15 protein-coding genes, 2 tRNA genes and 1 pseudogene are annotated in these 19072 nt (G+C 70.1%); 6 read left to right on the top strand and 12 right to left on the bottom strand.

Annotation, left to right across the window (positions count from 1 at the left end):
* Nucleotides 1-267: 267 nt before the first annotated feature.
* A complete protein-coding gene (locus ACIQM0_RS34725) occupies nt 268-588 on the bottom strand; it encodes a hypothetical protein (protein ID WP_363067929.1) in 321 nt (106 codons plus the stop codon).
* Between the two features lie 424 nt (nt 589-1012).
* Here ACIQM0_RS34725 and ACIQM0_RS34720 point away from each other — a divergent pair, with 424 nt between their 5' ends.
* On the top strand, nt 1013-1546 hold the full coding sequence (locus ACIQM0_RS34720) for an NUDIX hydrolase (protein WP_401294510.1): 534 nt from the start codon (nt 1013-1015) through the stop codon (nt 1544-1546).
* Here the strand turns inward: ACIQM0_RS34720 and ACIQM0_RS34715 are convergent.
* A pseudogene (locus tag ACIQM0_RS34715) lies at nt 1524-2870 on the bottom strand (hypothetical protein). The gene ACIQM0_RS34720 and the pseudogene ACIQM0_RS34715 overlap by 23 nt on opposite strands.
* A gap of 316 nt (nt 2871-3186) precedes the next feature.
* Between ACIQM0_RS34715 and ACIQM0_RS34710 the strand changes: the two are divergent.
* Complete coding sequence (locus ACIQM0_RS34710) at nt 3187-3516, top strand: hypothetical protein (protein WP_401294508.1); 330 nt, start codon at nt 3187-3189, stop codon at nt 3514-3516.
* Nucleotides 3517-4022: 506 nt separating this feature from the next.
* On the opposite strand, the gene ACIQM0_RS34705 is transcribed toward ACIQM0_RS34710, so the two are convergent.
* The 3 genes from ACIQM0_RS34705 to ACIQM0_RS34695 form a co-directional block, all read right to left on the bottom strand.
* Nucleotides 4023-4679, bottom strand: a complete 657-nt coding sequence (locus tag ACIQM0_RS34705) for a class I SAM-dependent methyltransferase (RefSeq protein ID WP_401294506.1) — start codon at nt 4677-4679, stop codon at nt 4023-4025.
* Nucleotides 4680-4750: 71 nt separating this feature from the next.
* A complete protein-coding gene (locus ACIQM0_RS34700) occupies nt 4751-5251 on the bottom strand; it encodes a hypothetical protein (RefSeq protein ID WP_401294504.1) in 501 nt (166 codons plus the stop codon).
* Between the two features lie 71 nt (nt 5252-5322).
* Nucleotides 5323-5553: a hypothetical protein gene (locus tag ACIQM0_RS34695; protein WP_401294502.1), complete on the bottom strand. Its 231-nt coding sequence runs from the start codon at nt 5551-5553 to the stop codon at nt 5323-5325.
* A 589-nt stretch (nt 5554-6142) separates the two neighbouring features.
* Here ACIQM0_RS34695 and ACIQM0_RS34690 point away from each other — a divergent pair.
* Together ACIQM0_RS34690 and ACIQM0_RS34685 are read left to right on the top strand one after the other, a co-directional pair.
* Complete coding sequence (locus ACIQM0_RS34690) at nt 6143-6901, top strand: DUF6879 family protein (protein WP_363023002.1); 759 nt, start codon at nt 6143-6145, stop codon at nt 6899-6901.
* Between the two features lie 15 nt (nt 6902-6916).
* On the top strand, nt 6917-7768 hold the full coding sequence (locus ACIQM0_RS34685; protein ID WP_401294500.1) for a helix-turn-helix domain-containing protein: 852 nt from the start codon (nt 6917-6919) through the stop codon (nt 7766-7768).
* A 94-nt stretch (nt 7769-7862) separates the two neighbouring features.
* Here the strand turns inward: ACIQM0_RS34685 and ACIQM0_RS34680 are convergent.
* Nucleotides 7863-7935: transfer RNA gene (locus ACIQM0_RS34680), tRNA-Arg, on the bottom strand.
* A 237-nt stretch (nt 7936-8172) separates the two neighbouring features.
* Nucleotides 8173-8263, bottom strand: a tRNA-Ser gene (locus ACIQM0_RS34675).
* A gap of 225 nt (nt 8264-8488) precedes the next feature.
* On the opposite strand from ACIQM0_RS34675, the gene ACIQM0_RS34670 reads away from it, so the two are divergent.
* Complete coding sequence (locus tag ACIQM0_RS34670; RefSeq protein ID WP_401294498.1) at nt 8489-8956, top strand: SSI family serine proteinase inhibitor; 468 nt, start codon at nt 8489-8491, stop codon at nt 8954-8956.
* Nucleotides 8957-9168: 212 nt separating this feature from the next.
* Nucleotides 9169-13692, top strand: a complete 4524-nt coding sequence (locus ACIQM0_RS34665; RefSeq protein WP_401294496.1) for a PAS domain-containing protein — start codon at nt 9169-9171, stop codon at nt 13690-13692.
* Nucleotides 13693-13785: 93 nt separating this feature from the next.
* Here ACIQM0_RS34665 and ACIQM0_RS34660 read toward each other — a convergent pair whose 3' ends face one another.
* From ACIQM0_RS34660 to ACIQM0_RS34640, 5 genes are all read right to left on the bottom strand, one after another.
* Nucleotides 13786-15435 (bottom strand): long-chain fatty acid--CoA ligase, encoded by a 1650-nt coding sequence (locus ACIQM0_RS34660; RefSeq protein ID WP_401294494.1) that lies wholly within the window; start codon nt 15433-15435, stop codon nt 13786-13788.
* Between the two features lie 216 nt (nt 15436-15651).
* Complete coding sequence (locus ACIQM0_RS34655; protein WP_401294492.1) at nt 15652-16326, bottom strand: SigE family RNA polymerase sigma factor; 675 nt, start codon at nt 16324-16326, stop codon at nt 15652-15654.
* A gap of 156 nt (nt 16327-16482) precedes the next feature.
* Entirely contained in the window at nt 16483-17649 is a 1167-nt protein-coding gene (locus tag ACIQM0_RS34650) for a lipid-transfer protein (RefSeq protein WP_401294490.1), read from the bottom strand.
* Nucleotides 17646-18041 (bottom strand): MaoC family dehydratase, encoded by a 396-nt coding sequence (locus tag ACIQM0_RS34645; protein WP_401294488.1) that lies wholly within the window; start codon nt 18039-18041, stop codon nt 17646-17648. The genes ACIQM0_RS34650 and ACIQM0_RS34645 overlap by 4 nt, the downstream gene beginning before the upstream one ends.
* The gene (locus tag ACIQM0_RS34640) at nt 18038-19072 is read right to left on the bottom strand and encodes an acyl-CoA dehydrogenase family protein (protein WP_401294486.1); all 1035 of its coding nucleotides are present in this window, start codon (nt 19070-19072) and stop codon (nt 18038-18040) included. The genes ACIQM0_RS34645 and ACIQM0_RS34640 overlap by 4 nt, the downstream gene beginning before the upstream one ends.

The raw sequence follows: 19072 nt of genomic DNA, 5'->3' as shown, positions 1-19072 counted from the left end.
GGCATGACGGAGAAGCGCAGCACGAGGCCGCGCCGGTGGGGTGGCGCATCACAGTCCGTGGGGTGAGGGGCGGCCGGTGGGACCGCGGGGATCGCGAAAAAGGGGGCCGTCGCGGACGGCTCAGGGCGCGGGAGTGGTCACCACGCGGGTGCCGGCCCTACGATCGAACGCGAATCCTTCTCTTCACATGGGCGGATTTCGGATCGGCGGGGTGATGACCCGCTGGTCACTACGGCCGGGCGGTCTCTGCACCGCTCGGCCGTTCTGTTATTCGGCGGCAGGCCCTTGCGCTTCGCGGTCGGCCCTGCGACGTTGCGCTCCGCTCAGCCCCTTGCCGATCTGCTGGGCGCGGGCTGCGGAAACGCCTCCAAGGAGCTGGCCTATTTCCTTCCACGTCCTACCTTGTGCCTTCAGGGCGTTGACACGCTGCTGCCGTAGTTGTCGGAGATTCGTCTGATAGCTGGGCCAGTCCTCCAACACCCGCGAGACGGCCAAGGCACAAGCCTCGTCGTCCTCGATGTCCCTGAATGCCGCAATGGCTTCCATCAAACGTTTCACCTCCTCGGTCTGCTCACGGTCATTCGCCATACCCGCGCTCCCTCCTGCGGCGCGGCCAGCACGACTGTAAACCCCAGGGTTGACGAAATTCAAGCCCAGGGTTTAGCTTCGTCCTCGCGAGGCCGACCAACGGTCCCGTAGCAACAGAACGGCCCCGGAACGGAGTTCGCACCTCCGCAAAGCCGGGGCCAGCCAGAACCCTGAAATCGCCAGAGGACCGACCACACGCCATCCTTCCACCCCGGGCGCCCTGCCCGACAGGCGACTCATCACGCTGCCGCCGGTCGTGGTGGGCTCGCTACCCAGCAGCAGCGGGCGTGCACTGCGTCTTCTGCCGCACAGCCCTGCACACGGGCGCCACAACTGCGTGTCCACGATGCCGTGATGCCCTGAACACGGCCTGCCTCCCCACTTGCTCTGAGATGCTGTAGGCCGATCGAGAGGGGCCGCAGCGATGCAGTGGAAGATCCACGGGGAACGTCCGATCTACGAGAACAGCTGGGTGAACCTGTGGCTCACCGACGTCGAGACGCCCGATGGGCACCGCTGGGAACACCACGTCGTCAAGCTCCGGCACCTGGCCGTGGCCGCCGTCGTCAACGAGCGGCGCGAGGTCTTGATGATGTGGCGGCACCGCTTCATCACGAACGCTTGGGCGTGGGAGCTGCCCATGGGGTTGGTCGAGGAGGGCGAGACGCCGGCTGAAGCTGCTGCCCGTGAGGTGCTGGAGGAGACCGGCTGGCGGCCCGGCCCGATCAAATCCCTTATCTACGCCGAGCCGGCCAACGGCATCACCGACTCCCAGCACCACGTGTTCCGGTCCGATGGAGCGACCTACGAAGGACCGCCGACCGAGAAGAACGAGTCGGACCGGATCGAATGGATCCCGCTGGCCGACGTCCGGGGCATGATCGACCGGCGCGAAATCGTCAGCAGCGGATCCCTGGTCGGGCTGCTCTACGTGCTCATGGACGAGGCGATCCGCTGACTTGGCTGGGCAGTATCTCCCGGAGACGGGACTCGAACGCCACTGCGGCCGGTTCCTGACGGAAGGGCTCCAACTGCGCGTAGAACTCCCGCAGGTGGCCGGAGACTCGCTGCGAACTGACGGCAGCCGCCGGGACCAGGGCATCCATCGCCGTGTGGCACGCCTCGTCGAGTTTGCCCCGTTGCAGCTGGGTGCGAGCGAGCCAGAAGGCGTGGAAGGCACGGCCTCGGTGGTTCGTCTGATGTTCTCGGCGGAGAGCGTCCGCGATGAGGGGTTCGGCAAGGGCGGCTTCGCCCAGGCGGCCGTGCGCGATGCCTGTGTCCACGATCAGTTTCGGCTCGTCAAAGTAGACGACCCAGGCCGGGTCCGGATCGCCGGTACTGATCCGGCCGAAGTGGGTGTGGGCCTCCGAGATCGCGGTGTGGGTCGCACCGTGATTCCTCAGGGTGGCGTGGGCGAAGGCTTCACGCATCGCGAGCATGGCCAGCACGCGCGGTGTCGTCTCTACGGCTACTCGGGTCTGGTCCTGCGCTGCCGCGACGAGAGCGAGGGCGTCCCCGGGCTTGTCCTCGTAGGTGGCCTGGAGGCTCATGCAGGCGAGGACGTTGGCCATGAACTGGCGGTCGTCGATGGCCCTGGCCAGCCCCAAGGCTTCGGTGAAATAGGCGCATGCCTGGTTGAACTGGCGGGCATCGAAGTACGTCCAACCGGTGAGCCGGGCCAGCTCAGCCGCGATGCTGTGCAAGCCGTCCCGCATGGGCGCGGGGCGCTTCTTCCCAAGGAGACCGACGACTTAGCGGAGCTGGCCGACGACCGCCGGCCGTAAGGTCTCGCCGCCGTGTTCGTCGTCCCGCCGCCAGTAGTCCGCGATCGACGAGTGCAAGGCGTCCAGCGTCGACGGGCTGAGGTGCCTCTCGGCCGCCAGGGCGAGGATGCTGTCCACGTCCGCCCCCGGCAGCCCCTCGGCCAACTGCACTTCGGCGGAGACCGGTTCCTGCGAGGATTCTCGTGGGGTGACGGTCAAGTTCTGCGGCGTCTCCCACGAGCGCCGGGCCAGACCGAGCATGTGGCCGGGGATGCGCAGTCCGTCCGAGATTCGCTCGATCACGTCCATGTGCAGTAGCTGCCGTCGCCCCGAGATCACCTCGCCGACGCGGCTGGGAGTGAGGTCGCAACGTCGCGCGATCATCGACGGGTAGATACCCGCTCGCGCTTTGACCAGCTGAAAGATGCGGCCGAAGTCTCTGGCCCGGCACGCCTCGATCATCACCGGGTCCGTGAGCAGCCTGACCGGGAGTTCCTTCGAGTGGGATGGCTCGGGCATCGGCACGCTCCAGCATGAGAACTACGGATCGTCACTCTCAATCAACCAAGGGTGATGCTACTCAAGTTGGGTAATCCGCCTGGCCTTTCCGGGCGAGTCCGCAGATCGCGATGCTCCTGACCATGGCGAACGGACAGGACGACGTACGGATGACACTGCGGGTCTCGCGCGACTCCGGCCGAACGTGGGGGTCTCTCACCGAGGTACGCGTGGGGGATGATCCGGTCCTCCCGGACAACCCCGGCAGCTTTCCGCCTTGCGCATGCCGTCGTTGCGCGGAGCGGAACTCCGTCGAATCTCTGCGGCTGGTGTCGTGATGCAGTGCACACACTGGCGCCGGGTGCCCCTGGACATGGCGCGGGAAGCGCGGGAGAGGTCGGCCGCCGAGTGCGTCGACAGGGCAGTGCAGTGCCAGCTGTCCACGCACAGCGGCGATGAGCACTACGGCCTCCTTGGCGACCTCGTCGAGTACGGGATCGCGCTGTGGCTTCGCTGGCGGGAGAGGATCGAGGTGAGCCTGGCCGTACTGCCGGACTGCCCAGCGGTCGCCCCGCGTCCCGACAGTGAGGCCTGCTGTCTGTTTGCCGGCCACACCGAGCAGCACACCTGGGAAGACGTCTCGCCATCCCGCCCGCAAGTGCGGTAGCCGAGTCCGATCCAGCAGTGCCCATCACCGGAGAGCAACACAAGTAGTGCTGGCGTGCGTGCCCCGCTCCTGGACGGAGTACCGAGTATCAAGCAACGAGGTCATCCGTCGCTTCGCCCGATGCCCACCGGATGGTCGACTGGGGCGTGCCTTCGCTCCACGAGGTCAACGGCCGGTGGGGAACGCGTCGTGATTGGCAGCCACGATGCCTCCTTCCAACTCGCAGAAGGTCAAGCAGAGCCGAAGGCAGCGTCAAACCCGGCACACGCTCTGCCTCTCGCACCATCTCGTTCATCAGAGGCTGCTGGACACCGCAATCACCTTCGTCCAGAGCATCGCCCTGGTGCGTTGATGTCAAAGGCCTCTTGGACTCAAGATGTCCAAGAGGCCTTTGGCCTGGTGTGCACTCGGCAGGATTCGAACCTGCAACCTTCTGATCCGTAGCTCAATGAAGGGCTTCCTGGCCCTCCACATGGTCCAGGTGAAGCCCGTGGGAGCCCTGCGCGTCACCGAGCGACCGCGCGAACGAGAAGCGTCCCGATGTGCCCGGGGTGAGGCGCGTCGAGGACCTGAGCGTCGGCTGTGGCGAACCCGGCCCGGGTGAGCAGGCGCTCCCACACGGCCGGGCGGTAGCTGTATCGGTAGGTGAACATGGCCTTGCCCGCGAAGCCTCCCTTGTACATGCCCTGCGGCCCGTACGCGCCGGGAATGGCCGGCGGCTGAGAGAAGACGAAAGCGCCACCGGGCTTGAGACGCCGGCGGACGAGCGGGAAGAGACGGCCAGGGTCGGTGAACCAGGCAGCTCCGAAGATCGAGTAGACAGCGTCGTACACGTCCCCGTGCCCGCTCAGATACTCCAGGACCTCGGAGCACACGAACTCCACGCCTGTGCCGGCCCACTTCGTAGACGTCTTCTTGACCATGCCGGGAGACAGGTCAACGCCCCGAGCAGCGATCCCGTGGCGAGCGAGGTAGGCGAGGGCGCGGCCGGTGCCGCAGCCGATCTCCAGCACGGATCGCGGGTTGCCGAGCAGTTCGGGGCCGGGTCCGTGACCGGCGTACTGGGTCCAGCAGAAACTCGGCTCCGCGTCGTCCTTGAAGGCGGAGGCGGCGAAGGTGTCCCACAGCTCCGTCTCGGCGGCGATGTCGTGTTGTGCGGGCAAGGCGATTCCTCTTCGCAAGGGCTGGCCCCTGTCCTCCGGGAGACCGAGGACAGGGGCCGGCGTAAGGCGATTCAGTGGCTGTCGGGGACCTTGCTGTCGCACGGCGAGCAGTCCGTGCCGTCGATGGCCCACAGCTCCTCATCGATGTCGAAGCCGATGGACTTCAGGAAATCCGCCGTGCGCAGGCACAGGCCGTCGCGACGGCGCTCGATGAACGGGGCGTGGTGCTTGTAGCGACCCTCGTTGTACGCGTCGCACAGAGCCCACCACACGGGTGTGTCGAGGATGAGCTGGTGGACACCGATGTCGACGAGTTTCCCGACCCCGAGGTGAACCTCAGGGTGTTCCATGCAACCGATGGTGTAAACGACGGCGTTGCCGAGGATGCGTTCGGCCATGTCGCGAACCATCGTGTGGTCTCGCAGCAGCAGGGCGACCTCGCGCTCCCACAGGCTCATGTCGCTCTCCAGGACATTGACGGTCAGATGCCTGATGTGCGGCTGGACGGCGTTGAGCAGTTCCTTCGGTTCCCTGGTGCGGGCGAGGGAAGGGCTGTCGAGCATGACGGTCATGGGCGTTCCCTTTCTGAGAGGTGTCGTACCTTGCTGGCAGTCGAGAGGTGCGCTGACGTCGAGGCGCCCTGTCAGCCAGGATCTGGAGGAGCTGACTCGGACGTACGGGACAGCGAGGGCCGCTTGTGGTTGTAGGCGTGGTGGGGGCAGCCGCAGCGGCGGACAAGCCAGATGCCGCTGGCGTGGGGCAGCGGGATGTCCTCGGTCTGGCTGCAATCGCGGTGAAGCTCGGTGTAGTCGGGCTGGGCGGCGAGCGCGCACTCCGCCGACAGATGCAGGGTCTCGGTAGCCGGCATGGTCATCCGAATCGCTCTGCCCGGTTCATCTCGGTCACGCGGGCGCGCAGCACTTCGGTGTCCGTAGCCCGCCGAACAGCATCGGGGTCCGCGTCCCACTCTCGTCCGCCACCGGGGGGCCGTAGTTGGACGTAGGAGCCGGCGCGCCCCATCACGTAACCGGTCTTGTCCGTCTTCGTGTCGATAACCAGAGTCCCGTCGTCTTCCCCCGTTGCCGTCACTCGTCGTGGCCCCATCGCCGAGTACTTCTGCGAGTCGTTCGGCTACATCGGCGCGGACGCGCGCCAGTTCGACGAGTTTCAGGTCGGGGCTCGCGAAGTCGGCGCTGAGGGACGGGAAGACGATCCCGACTTCGGTGAGCGCCGCCCTCAGAGACTCCACTGCCGCGTGCGGGTCGACGTCCCGCAGTTCCGTCGTAGGCATGAACAAGAGCCTAAAAAGACGGAGTTGAAGGCCGCCACGGCAGTTGCCCGAAGTTGCTCGACTACCGGACGTGGTTGCGCAAAGTTGCTGATACGAGTCGATGGGAGCTCCACCAGAAGACGCTGACGTCGGGGAAGCTTGGGAGATAAGCCCCCATCGGAAGGACGTGATCATGGCGCGGCGACTGCGATTCAATGGAACGGGCAGCGGCGTCAACGGCTGCCCGTCTCTTCACGAAGACCTCGACACGGGTGAGGTCATCGTGCACGGCCCGGCCCTCACCGACCCTGAAGACGTCGCCCAGCTCCGGCACCTGAACGAGGGTGAGGTACCGATCGTGGTGCCGCGCGAACTGCTCGTTGACTTCGCACCCAAGGAGATCATCCGCGTGCCGGACATCATCGGGCTGGACGAGTTCGACCGGCTCTTCACGCAGTTCGAGCACACAGCGTGGCGCCTGGAGACCCGCCGCCGGTACGCGTCCGACGAGCTCACGGACACTTACGCCCAGTTCACCCGGGGCGAGCCGGTCGAGTGGGAGGGAGTCGATGCAGAATGGTGCGCGGAGCGCCAAGAGCAGACCGCGCTCGGCAAGCGGTTCGAGCGCGTCCGCATCGTCGACAACCCGCCGACGGCTGCCCAGCTATATCTGCTGGACAACGCGCGTCGAAACAGCGCGGTCGGAGAGAAGATCCTCAACCTCTGGCGAGCGACAGCCGATGAGCTCGGCCTGCCCGTCGAAGACTTCTGGCTCTTCGACTCCCGGCTGGTCGCGCTGCTCAACTTCGACGACAACGACGATCTGCTCAACGTCGAACTGATCACGGAGCCTGCAGAAGTACTGCGGTACGCAATGGTGCGCGACGCGGTGCTGCATCACGCCATCCCGTACAAAGAGCTCGCGGCACGGTTGACCGCGAAGGAGGACTGAGGCAGGTGCGTACCGGTGAGCACGGACTACCAACAGGCGCGGGAAGTACTCGGGGCACGGCTGCGCGAACTCCGGCTCTCCGCACCTGGGGGCCGACTCACCGGTACGGAGCTCGCTGAGCAGTACGGGTGGAACAAGTCCAAGGTGAGCAGGCTGGAGAACGGCAGGCAGACTCCTACGCCCGATGACCTGCGCAAGTGGGCGGAGGCAGTCGGCCGGCCCGAGGTGCACGACGAGCTGCTCGCGCGCCTCCGGGGCTTCGAGTCACACATCCGGTCATGGCGGCGACAGCTGGCCTCGGGACACAAGGCGGTCCAGGACACCCACCTGAACGCTCATGCCGACGCCTCGGTGTTCCGTGGCTGGGAGCCCTCCATGATCTTCGGAATTCTCCAGACGCCGGACTACGCCCGATCGATCTTCACGAGATACGCAGAGCTACAGCGATCGCCGCGCGACACCGAGGCGGCAGTGCGGTCCCGCATAAGGCGACAAGAGGCGCTGTACGACTCCTCGAAGCATTTCCACCTCATCATGTGGGAGGCCACCCTGCACGCCTTGATCTGCCCGCCGTCGGTGCTTGCTGCCCAGCTCGACCGCCTCGCAGGAGCCGTCGGCCTGGACACGGTAGAGCTGGGGATCATTCCTCTGCACGCCTCCCTCAAGATCCCCCCGGCCACCGCCTTCTGGATCTACGACGACCGTCAGGTGATCGTCGAGAACTGGCACGCGGAATTGTGGATCGACGACGAGACCAGCGTGGACACCTACCTGCGGACCTGGCAAACACTCCGGGAGTCCGCCGTGTACGGCGTCGACGCGCACAACCTCATCAATGCCGCACGGCAGGCATTGGGCTCACGTTGAGGCCGCCCCGTCCGAGCCCGAGCCGACCGGCCTTCGCATGGGCAGCTGACGTCAAAGGCCCCTTGGACGATGTCCAAGGGGCCTTTGACCTGTGTGCACTCGGCAGGATTCGAACCTGCAACCTTCTGATCCGTAGTCAGATGCTCTATCCGTTAAGCTACGAGTGCTTGGCGTCCTGGGCTTTTGTGCCCCGTCGGCGTTGCGAGAACAACATTACATGACCTGCGGCGTCACGCGAAATCCATTAGCCGCACCGCCGCTGAGCTGTGAAAACACCCGTTCGGCGACGCCCGGATCCAGGCCCGTCCCGGGCCGGTCCAGGGCGCGCGCGCACCGGTCCCCGGCCGGCCGGACCCGGATACGACCGAAGCCCCGGCCAGTGGCTCGGGGCTTCGGTGATCACGCGGAGGCGGAGGGATTTGAACCCTCGATGGGCTTTAAGACCCAAACCGCATTAGCAGTGCGGCGCCATAGACCGGACTAGGCGACGCCTCCAGCACACCCCGCGCAAGCGCGGGTGGTGCGTGCAGATGATGACACAGCTGCGCGCCGTGTCACCAATCGCTGCCTACGGTACTAGGCAGTCGGCCGCGAGGGCAAAGCGCCTGGGTTGCGCAACGCCGTGGCGTGCGGAGCGTTAGTCATGCCGGGGGCGCCGCCCCCGCCGTTCCCCTCCGTCGCCGGCCACCGCCGCCGCCGTGCACGACCACAGGAGCCCGCATGCTGCGTCGCCTCGCCCTCACCGCTGTCGTGTCCCTCGCCGCACTCTCCGCCGCCGTCCCGGCCGCGACGGCTACGGCCGGTCCACTGCCGTTGCCGTTGCCGCTGCTGCAGCTGCCCGTGCTCCAGGGCGAGGACGGCGGGACGCATCTGACGGTGGTCGTCTCGGGGTCGGGGGACCGGGCGGCGGACGGGAGCTACGAGCTGGAGTGCGAGCCGGCGAGCGGCAGCCACCCGGTGGCGCAGCAGGCCTGCGACCGGCTGGGGCAGCTGCCCGGCGAGAGCACGGACCCGTTCACCCCGGTGTCCCGGGACGCGATGTGCACGCAGCAGTACGGCGGGCCGGCCACCGCCCGGGTCACCGGTAGCTGGCGAGGACGAAGCATCGATGCCACGTTCGACCGGTCAAACGGGTGCGAGATCGGGCGCTGGAACAGCCTGCGGCCGGTGCTCCCGAACGTCCGCTGAGCAGGGGCTCCGCAGGTCACGGGGCGGCGCGAGGGGCGCGTAATGGGCTGGGGTCGTGCACCGTTTGCACAGAACCTTGGTGAGAGCTCCCCCTCATCCGCCGCCCCTTGCCCCTCCCCTGCCTTTAGACTCCTCCAGTGACAGCCTGAGGCCCGAGGGGCAAGATGGGGCCGCTGTCGGCAAGGTGCAGTAATCAGGGAGGAAGCGTCGTCGTGAGCAGCAGGCCATCCCGAGGCGCTGCTCGCCTCGCAGCCATACTCGACGCCCTTCCGGACGGGCTTCTGCTCGTCAACTGCAACGGTACGGTCGTCAACGCCAACACCATCGCCCTCGAAATGTTCGAGACGCCGGGCACCGCGCTCGTCGGACGCGGACTGCTCGATCTGCTGCCGGAGTTCGACTCCAAGCTGATCCCGGGGTCGATGCGGAGGCCGGAGGCTGCGGACGAGCGGGGCCGTACCAAGCCCACGCGGATGACCGCGCGGCGGACCGACGGCAACGAGTACCCCGTCGAGGTGACGAGCGCCAGCCTGGAGGACGGGCAGGCCGCGTACAACGACGTCCAGGTGAGTTACAGCGGTACTTATACGGGTGACGAGCTGCTGATGCTCGTCGTGCGCGACCTGTCGGGCACCGTCGACACCGAAGCCGAACTGGCCCGCTCGCAGCGCCAGACCGAGATGATCCTGCGCGCCGCGTCCGAGGGCGTCGTCGGCACGGACACCGACGGCCGGGTCGTCCTGGTCAACCCCGCCGCGGCCCAGATCCTCGGGTTCCGCGCCACCGACCTGGGCGGCCAGGAGCTGCACCCGCTGATCCTGCACTCGCGGGCCGAGGGCGAGCCGTTCCCGTACGAGGAATCGCCGCTGGCCGACACCCTGAAGTCGGGGCGCAAGCACCGGGTGCGCGGGCAGGTCCTGTGGTCCAAGAGCGGCGCGCAGGTGCCGGTCGACCTGACCACGGCACCCGTGCGGGACGGCGACCAGCTGGTCGGTGCGGTGATGACGTTCACCGACCGCAGGCCGTACGAGGAACTCGACGGCCAGCACGCGGCCGAGATCACCGAACTGACCGAGAGCCACACCGCCGCGGTCAACGAGCTGACCGCGAACCACGCGGCCGAGATCACCGGCCTGACGGAGCTGCACGCCGCCGAACTGGCCGACCGGACCGAGCGCCACGCCTCCGCGCTGGAGAAGCAGACCGACCGGATGGAGGAGCAGGCCGAGCGGCTGGCGGACCTGTCCGCCCGGCACGCCCAGCTGACGGCCGTGCTCGGCGAGTCGCTGCGCGGACCGCTGGAGGAGCTGCGCGGCGAGCTGTCCACGCTCGCCGCCGACCCCGCGGGCCAGCTGTGGCCCGAGGCCAACCAGATCCTGCACCACCTGGCCGCGGGCTACGCGCGGATGACGACGCTCGTCGACAACGTACTGAGCTACCAGCGCCTGGACGGCGGCTCCGAAGCGCTCGTCAAGACGAACGTGATGCTCGACGCAGTCGTGACGGCCGGTATCGACGCCGCCGTCGAGCTGATCGGCCCCGGCCGCGCCCAGTTCGCGGTGCACGCGCCGCCGATCGAGGCCGAGGTCGACGCGGGACGGCTGGTGACCGCGCTCGCGCACCTCGTCGCGGACGTCGCCGGCGTTGACTCGACCGGCAAGGCACGGCTGATGCCGGGCGGTGGCTACGTCGACTCGACGGTCGTCGTCGCCGCGGCCCAGCGCGGTGAGGTCGTACGGATCGAGGTGCGCGGACCGTTCGCCGGCGGAGACCCGGTGCACGAGCCGATCGTGCGCGGGATCGTGCGGGCGCACGGCGGCGTGCTCCAGACACACGAGATGCCGGGCATGAGCGGCAGCGCGTACGTGCTCGAAGTACCGCTGGGCGCGGGCTCGGGAACAGCGATGCCTCCTCCCATCGCCCCGGACGTTCCGGAGAGCTCTGGAGGTCTGGAGGGTCCCGGAGGTCTGGAGGGCTCGGGAGGTCTGGAGGTTCTGGGGGCTCCGATGCTCCCGGGAGCTGCGATGGCTCCGGGGGCTCCGGAAGCCCCTCAGGTACCCCAGGCACCTCAGGTCCCCCAGGCGCCCCAGGTTGCTCAGGAGCCTCAGGTCGAGGGGGTTCCCGGGGCCGCGGGTGGTCATGAGGGCGGCGGGGGGCGGCGCCGGGCGCGCAGGGCCTCCACGGATGCCTTCCTGGAGAGCCCGGTGGGCGGTTCCGAGGGCGCGGGTGAGCCCGGGGACACCGGGGCGGCCGAACCGACCGGCCGGCGGCGGGCCCGGCGCAAGCCTGCGGCAGAAACCGTCGACGGGCCCGTGGACCCGACCTCGTCCGCGGCCGGCGTCCAGCACGACGGGCCGCACCCGCACGAACCGACCTCGGCCGAGCAGAGCGGCGGGTCCGGGCGCAGGCGCGGCCGGCCCAGTCCGGCGGAGACCGGTGCCCAGGCCGCCGACGGACAGCAGGGACCGGGTCAGGCCCTGGCGCTGCCCGCTGCCGCGGCCCCGTCCGAGGGGTCCGTGGTGACGGCGGCCGAGGGCGCTCAGGGGGCCGGGGGCCGGCCGCAGCGGGGGCAGACCGTGCCGCCGCAGGGCGTTCCGAACGAGGCGCCGACGCCCGTACCGGCCGCTGGACACCGGGCGCGCCGGGGCGGCGAGAACCGGCTGGCTCTCCCGGCCGCGCTGCCGTCGGGGAACGCCGTGGAGTCCGAGGGCCCCGCGGCCTTCTCCGACCTCGACGGTGCCGCCGGGACGCAGCCGTACGGTGCCGCCAGCACGCAGGCGTCGGCTCAGCAGGCCCGTCCGGCGGCGCCCGCTCCGGAATCCGCACCCGCGCGGCAGCAGCCGTCCGGGCGGCGGGCCCGGCGCGCGCTCTCCGCCGCCCAGGACCGGGCCGCTCAGGCCGAACCGAAGGGCCCCCGGGTCCCCTTCGCCCTGCCGCCCGCCGCCGCCGACCAGATGCCGCCCGTCGCCGCCGAGCCCGACGCCTCGCTGCCGGGGCGTCACGACGCCGTGTCCGGTCCGCCGGACGACGACCACACCCCGCCACAGGCCCACCCGCTCCCGACCGGACGCCGCCGGGCCCGGCACGCCGACGCGCAGGCGGACCTGCCGCAGCAGTTGCCAGAGGCGGCGCCCTCCGCCCTGCCCGAGCAGGCTCCTGCGTCCGCACCCGCTGCCCCGCCCGCACCGCCGGCACCGTCCGCCGCGCAGAACGGTGGCTGGGAGCAGGACAACGGCTGGGAACAGAACGGTGGCTGGGAACCGGAAGACGTACCGGACCAGGGCCAGGCCCACGGCCACGGAGCAGCCCCGGCCGGGGCCGACCGGTCTCCCGGGGAGCAGCCCGACAGTGACGCGGAGTGGCCCGGCGCAGGCCACACCACGCACACCACCGGCACGTCCCCGGCCGGCAACGCCCGCGGCCCCGGCCGTACCGACGCCTCCGACAGCCCTTCCGGAGGCCCTGACGGTCCCACCGGGCCCGACGAGACCCGTCCGCGGACCCTCGTGCCAGGACCGGACGCGCGGAGGCAGCCGCTGCCCGCCGAGGCGCCCATGCCCGGGGGGTCGGACTCGACGCACGGGCGTGCGTTCAGCGTGCGGACGCTCGGGCAGGGCGTGCCGTTCGCCCAGCACATCGCGCACCAGCAGAACCAGACGCTCGGCGGTGCCGGCCGGCGTCGCAAGCTCGCCGCGCCGCCCGAGAGCGACCCGGCCGATCCGATCGACCCGACCGACCCCACCGCGCTGTCGGCGCCGGCCGCGTCACCACCGCAGCCCGTGAACCCGCAGCCCCAGCCCGGAGCAGGCGCCGGCGGTCCCGGCCCCGGCGGTACGGGCGGCACGGCGCAGGGCTCGGGCCCGCTGCTGCCCGCTCCGGCGGCCGAAGGACGCGCGTACGCGATCGGGGCACCCGACGAGGGGGCCGCGGAGGGGCCGGAGCCGCTGGACGGCCCCGGTGGCGCGGTCGAGGTCGCCAACCGCCCCTCCCCGCAGCCCGTGGACGACGAGCTGCCCCCGGAGCCGCTGGACAACCCGCGCCGGCTGCTCGTCTGGCCGGCGCCCGACGTCTCCACCCAGCAGGCGTTGAGCGACCGCGGCTACCGGCCGGTGATCGTGCACTCGCGCGAGGAGGTCGACGCACAGATCGCGGCGTTCCCCGCCGCCCTCTTCGTCGACCCGCTGACCGGTCCCATCACCCGCAAGGCCCTTCAGTCGCTGCGCCAGGCGGCGGTGGCGGCCGAGGTCCCCGTACTGGTGACGGCCGGTCTGGGGCAGGCCTCGCGCGAGGCCGCGTACGGTGCCGACCCGGCCGTGCTCCTGAAGGCGCTCGCCCCGCGCGACAGCGAACAGCACCCGCCGCGGGTCCTCCTGATCGACGAGCACGAGGACATCGCGTACGCGCTGACGCAGACGCTGGAGCGCCGCGGCATGCAGGTCGCCTGTGCCGCGACCGACAGCGAGGCGGTCGCGCTCGCCACCCGGATGCGGCCGAACCTGGTGGTGATGGACCTGATGCAGGTACGCCGCCGCCGGGCCGGGATCGTCGACTGGCTGCGCGCCAACGGTCAGCTGAACCGCACCCCGCTGGTCGTCTACACCTCGGCCGACATGAGCCAGTCGGACCTGCCGAAGCTGAGTTCGGGCGAGACCGTGCTCTTCCTCGCCGAGCGTTCGACGAGCGACGAGGTGCAGGCACGCATCGTCGACCTGCTCGCGAAGATAGGCACCAACTGACCGCGGCGGCAGCAGGAACAGAACGAGGGCGATACGGGAGAGATCCCGTACCGCCCTCGTTCTGTTCCTGTTCTCCGGCCCCGGCCGTCCGGCTCAGAGCTGGGTGATGTCCAGCTCGCCCGCCGCGTACTGCTTGCGGATCACCTTCTTGTCGAACTTCCCGACGCTGGTCTTCGGTACGGACGCGATGACCGACCAGCGCTCGGGCAGCTGCCACTTGGCGATGCCCTGCTCCGCGAGAAAGGCCCTCAGCGCCTGGTAGTCGGCGCTCGCGCCCTCCTTGAGGACCACGGTCGCCAGCGGACGCTCGCCCCACCTGTCGTCCGGGACGGCCACGACCGCCGCCTCGGCCACATCCGGGTGCCCCATCAGCACGTTCTCGAGTTCGACGCTGGAGATCCACTCCCCGCCGGACTTGATGACGTCCTTGGCGCGGTCGGTGAGCGTGAGGAAGCCGTCGTCGCTGATCACCCCGACGTCGCCGGTCTTCAGCCAGCCGTCCTCGCTGAACTTGTCCTCGGGCCGCAGCGCCGCACCGTCCGCACCGCCGTAGTACGCACCGGCGATCCAGGAACCGCGCACCTCCAGCTCACCGGCCGACTCGCCGTCCCACGGCAGGTGTTCGCCGCCGGGTCCGACGAGCCGCGCCTCGACACCGGCCGGGAAGCGGCCCTGGGTGATGCGGTACGGCCACTCCTGCTCCTCGGTCAGTCCGGCGGGCGGGTTGGCCATCGTGCCGAGCGGCGAGGTCTCCGTCATGCCCCAGGCGTGACAGAGCCGGACACCGAGCTTGTCGTACGCCTCCATGAGGGAGGGCGGGCAGGCGGCGCCGCCGATGGTGACGCGTGCCATGGAGGTGAGGTCGCGCGGATGCGCGGTGACCTCGGCCAGCAGCCCCTGCCAGATGGTGGGAACGGCGGCGGCGTGCGTCGGCCGCTCCCGCTCGATCATGTCGGCGAGCGGGGCGGGCTGGAGGAAGCGGTCGGGCATCAGCATGTTGACGCCGGACATGAACGTCGCGTGCGGCAGCCCCCAGGCGTTGACGTGGAACTGGGGGACGACCACCAGGGTGGTGTCCTTGTCGGTCAGGCCCATCGATTCGGACGTGTTGACCTGCATGGAGTGCAGGTAGATCGAACGGTGGGAGTAGACGACGCCCTTCGGGTCCCCGGTGGTGCCGGAGGTGTAGCACATGGCGGCGGCCTGGCGTTCGTCCAGTTCGGGCCAGTCGTAGTCGGTGGCCCGGCCGGCGATCAGCTCCTCGTAGTCGTGCACCCGGGGCACGGCGCCGTCGAGGACGGAACGGTCACCGGGTCCCGAGACGACCACGTGTTCCAGCGACGTCAGCTGGGGGAGCAGCGGCGCGAGGAGGGGCAGCACGGAGCCGTTGACGAGGAGGACCTTGTCGTCGGCGTGCTTGACGATCCAGACCAGCTGTTCGGCGGGGAGCCGGAGGTTGAGGGTGTGGAGCACCGCGCCCATGGACGGGATGGCGAGGTACGCCTCCACGTGCTCCGCGTTGTTCCACATCAGCGTGGCGACACGCTGGTCCCCGTCGATACCGAGCTCGTCCCGCAGGGCGTGGGCGAGCTGCGTGGCCCGCCGGCCGATCTCGGCGAAACTGCGCCGCTGCGGCTCGGGCTCTCCGGTCCAGGTCGTGACCTGCGACTTCCCGTGGATGGTCATCCCATGGCTCAGGATGCGGGTGACAGTCAGCGGTACGTCCTGCATGGTGCTGAGCACGGCGTCCTCCCGGTAGGCGCTACGCGGCAGTAAGGTTCCGCTGATTCTGCGCACATACCGAGCGGTATGTCACTACTCCGGGACGTACGGATCGATGCCGTCCGGCAAAATCACACCACCCGTGCGCGCGGGCCGAACCTTCCTCCCCCGTACCCGCGACCATGTCCATGCCCAGCCCGGACGCGCCCCTCCCCGCCATGCCCCCGGGCCGGCGTCTCACCTGACCGGTGCCAGCTCCGGGTCCTGGCGCAGCTTGCCGAGCGCCCTGGACACCGCACTCTTGACCGTGCCGACGGACACTCCCAGCACCTCGGCCGTCTGCGCCTCGCTGAGATCCTCGTAATAACGCAGGACGACCATCGCGCGCTGGCGGTCGGGGAGCCTGAGCACGGCCCGCCACATGGCGTCGTGCAGCGACTGCTGCTCCGCGGGGTCGGGCCCCGGAGCCGTCTCCTGCTCGGGCACCTCGTCGCAGGCGAACTCGTCGACCTTGCGCTTGCGCCACTGCGAGGTCCGGGTGTTCAGCAGGGCCCGGCGGACATAGCCGTCGAGGGCCCGGTGGTCCTCGATCCGCTCCCAGGCGACATACGTCTTGGTGAGAGCGGTCTGCAGCAGGTCCTCGGCATCGCTGGGATTCGCGGTGAGCGAGCGGGCCGCGCGCAGCAGCACGGGCCCGCGGGCCTTCACGAACGACGTGAACGACGGGTACGGGACGTACGGAGCGCGCGCACCGTACGGGGTGCGCGCGGCGGCCGGGGTGCGCGGCACCGCGTACGGAGCGACCGACGCGTGCGGCGGGTGTCCGGTGAGCGGCGCGTGCGGGACGTGCGGCGTGCTTCCGGTGTGGGCGGCGACTCCCCTGGAGGTGTCCGTGCAGACTGGCGTGGTCATGCCTCCACGCTAGGAGCGGACGCCGCCCCGGGGATCGCCCCCAGGTCCCGAAACCGGGTCCGTCTCAGGGTGTAGGACCGGGCCCCTTTCCACCTCCTGTAGGTGGAGGGGCCGCACGACGGTACTCAGGGTCGCCCCGCGGACCGGACGCGCCGTTCACTCCGCCCGGCCCAGGACGAGACCCGAGGTGGGTACCCCCGTGCCGGCCGTGACCAGGGACCGGGCCGCCCCGGGTATCTGGTTCACCGAGGTGCCCCGGATCTGCCGGACCGCCTCCGCGATGCCGTTCATCCCGTGCAGGTACGCCTCCCCCAACTGGCCGCCGTGGGTGTTCAGGGGCAGTGCGTCGGCGGCCACGAAGTCGGCGGCCTCACCCGGTCCGCAGAATCCGAACTCCTCCAGCTGCATCAGCACGAACGGGGTGAAGTGGTCGTACAGGATCGCCACGTCGATGTCGGCGGGGGCGAGGCCCGAGTTCCGCCAGAGCTGGCGGGCGACGACATCCATCTCCGGCAGACCCGTCAGCCCGTCCCGGTAGAAGCTGGTCATCTGCTCCTGTGCCCGCCCCGCTCCCTGCGCGGCGGCGACGATCACCGCGGGCGGGTGGCGCAGGTCCTTGGCCCGTTCCGCGCTGGTGACGACGATCGCCTGTCCGCCGTCGGTCTCCTGGCAGCAGTCGAGCAGGCGCAGGGGCTCGACGATCCAGCGGGACGCCGCATGTTCGGCGAGGGTGATCGGCTTCCCGTAGAAGTACGCCGCCGGGTTGCGCGCGGCATGGCGCCGGTCGGTGACCGCGACGTGGCCGAAGGCCTCCGGCGTCAGCCCGTAGGTGTGCAGGTACCGCTGGGCCGCCATCGCCACCCAGGAGGCGGGCGTGAGCAGCCCGAAGGGCAGGTTCCAGCCCAGCGCCGCGCCCTCCGCGGTGGGCTCCCGCTGCTGCACCCCGGAGCCGAAGCGCCGCCCCGACCTCTCGTTGAACGCGCGGTAGCAGACGACCACGTCGGCCACCCCGCAGGCGACGGCGAGGGCCGCCTGCTGGACGGTGGCGCAGGCCGCCCCGCCGCCGTAGTGGATGCGGGAGAAGAACGACAGCTCACCGATGCCGGCCGCCTGGGCGACGGTGATCTCGGGGCTGGTGTCCATGGTGAAGGTGACCAGTCCGTCGACGTCGGCGGGGCTGAGCCCCGCGTCGTCGAGCGCCGCCCGCACGGCCTCGACGGCCAGCTTGAGTTCGCTGCGTCCGGAGTCCTTGGAGAACTCGGTCGCCCCGATCCCGGCCACGGCCGCCCGTCCGCCGAGCGAATCGGCCCTGCGCACGCTCATGCGGTTCCCTCCGGAACGCTGATGGTCACCGTGCCGGTGACATGCCTGCCGATGCCGTTGGCGCCGACTATCGCCACCTCGGCCGTCCCGTCGTCGCCGAGCGCGGTCACCCTGCCGCTCAACACCATCGTGTCGCCCGGATAGTTCGGGGCACCGAGCCTGATGGCGATCCTCCTGAGCACCGCCGAGGGCCCGAAGTGGTCGGTGACGTACCGCCCGACCAGGCCGTTGGTCGTCAGGATGTTCATGAAGATGTCCGGGGAGCCCTTCTCCCGGGCCAGTTCCGCGTCATGGTGCACGTCCTGGTAGTCGCGGGAGGCGACCGCGCCCGCCACGATCAGGGTGCGGGTCACCGCGATCTCCAGCGGTGCCAGCTCTTCACCGACCTTCACCGCGATCCCTCCTCCACCAGCAGTCCGCCGAGTTCCTGGAGCACTTCGCTGCCGCACCCGAGATAGGCGTCGAGCTGACGTCCCCAGAGGAAGTGCCGGTGCACGGGGTGGTCGAGGTCGGCGCCCGTACCTCCGTGCAGGTGCTGCGCCGCGTGCACGACCCGCTTTCCCGCCTCGGACGCCCACCACGCGGCGGTGAGCGCCTGCGCCGCGCGGGGCAGCGACCGGTCGTGCAGCCATGCGGCCTCGTACGCCGTGACGCGGATCGCCTCGGTGTCCATATGGGCGTCGGCTGCTCGCAGCAGCACCCCCTGTTTGGTCGAGAGCGGGCGCCCGAACTGCTCACGTGTGCCGGTGTGTTCGACGGCGCGCGCCACCGAGCCCGCGCACACCCCCGCCTGCAGGCCCGCGAACGCCGTACGGGCCGTGGCGAGCACCTCCTCGTACGCCCGCGCCCCGCCGAGCCGTTCCCCCGGCGCCCCGTCGAGCACGAGCCGTCCCGCCGACCACGGCGCCGTGGTCTCCACGGGCTCGGTCAGCACACCGGCGTCCGCGGTCCGTACGATCCACAGCGACCGGTCCGCGGCCGCGACCAGGACGTGCGTGGCCTCCCTCAGCCACGGCACCAGCGGCACCGTGCCGCTCAGCCCTCCCTCCGGCCGCGCCCGTACGGAGCCGCCTGCCGGGAAGGCCCCCGCCGCCACCGCCGTACCGTCCCGGAACGGTGGCAGCAGCCGCTCGCGCTGTTCGTCCGTACCGTGTCCGGCGACGGCGAGGAGCCCGTACACACAGCTCGACGCGAAGGGCACCTGCGCGGTCGTCCGGCCCTGTTCCTCCAGGAGGAGCACCAGGCCGAGGAGCCCGATCTCCTCGACCGCCCCGGGCAGCCCGGCCGCACAGAGCTCCTTCCAGAGCCCGGCGTCCGTACCGGTGCCGGCCGCGACCAGACGGTCGTGTGTCGACAGGTCCCCGAAGATCCGGGCGGCGAGCCCCTGCGCGGCGGTCTGCTCCTCAGTGGGTGTGAAATCCAT

The sequence above is a fragment of the Streptomyces sp. NPDC091387 genome (assembly GCF_044756945.1).
Lineage (GTDB): Bacteria > Actinomycetota > Actinomycetes > Streptomycetales > Streptomycetaceae > Streptomyces.
This window is presented reverse-complemented; position numbering and strand designations above follow the sequence as displayed.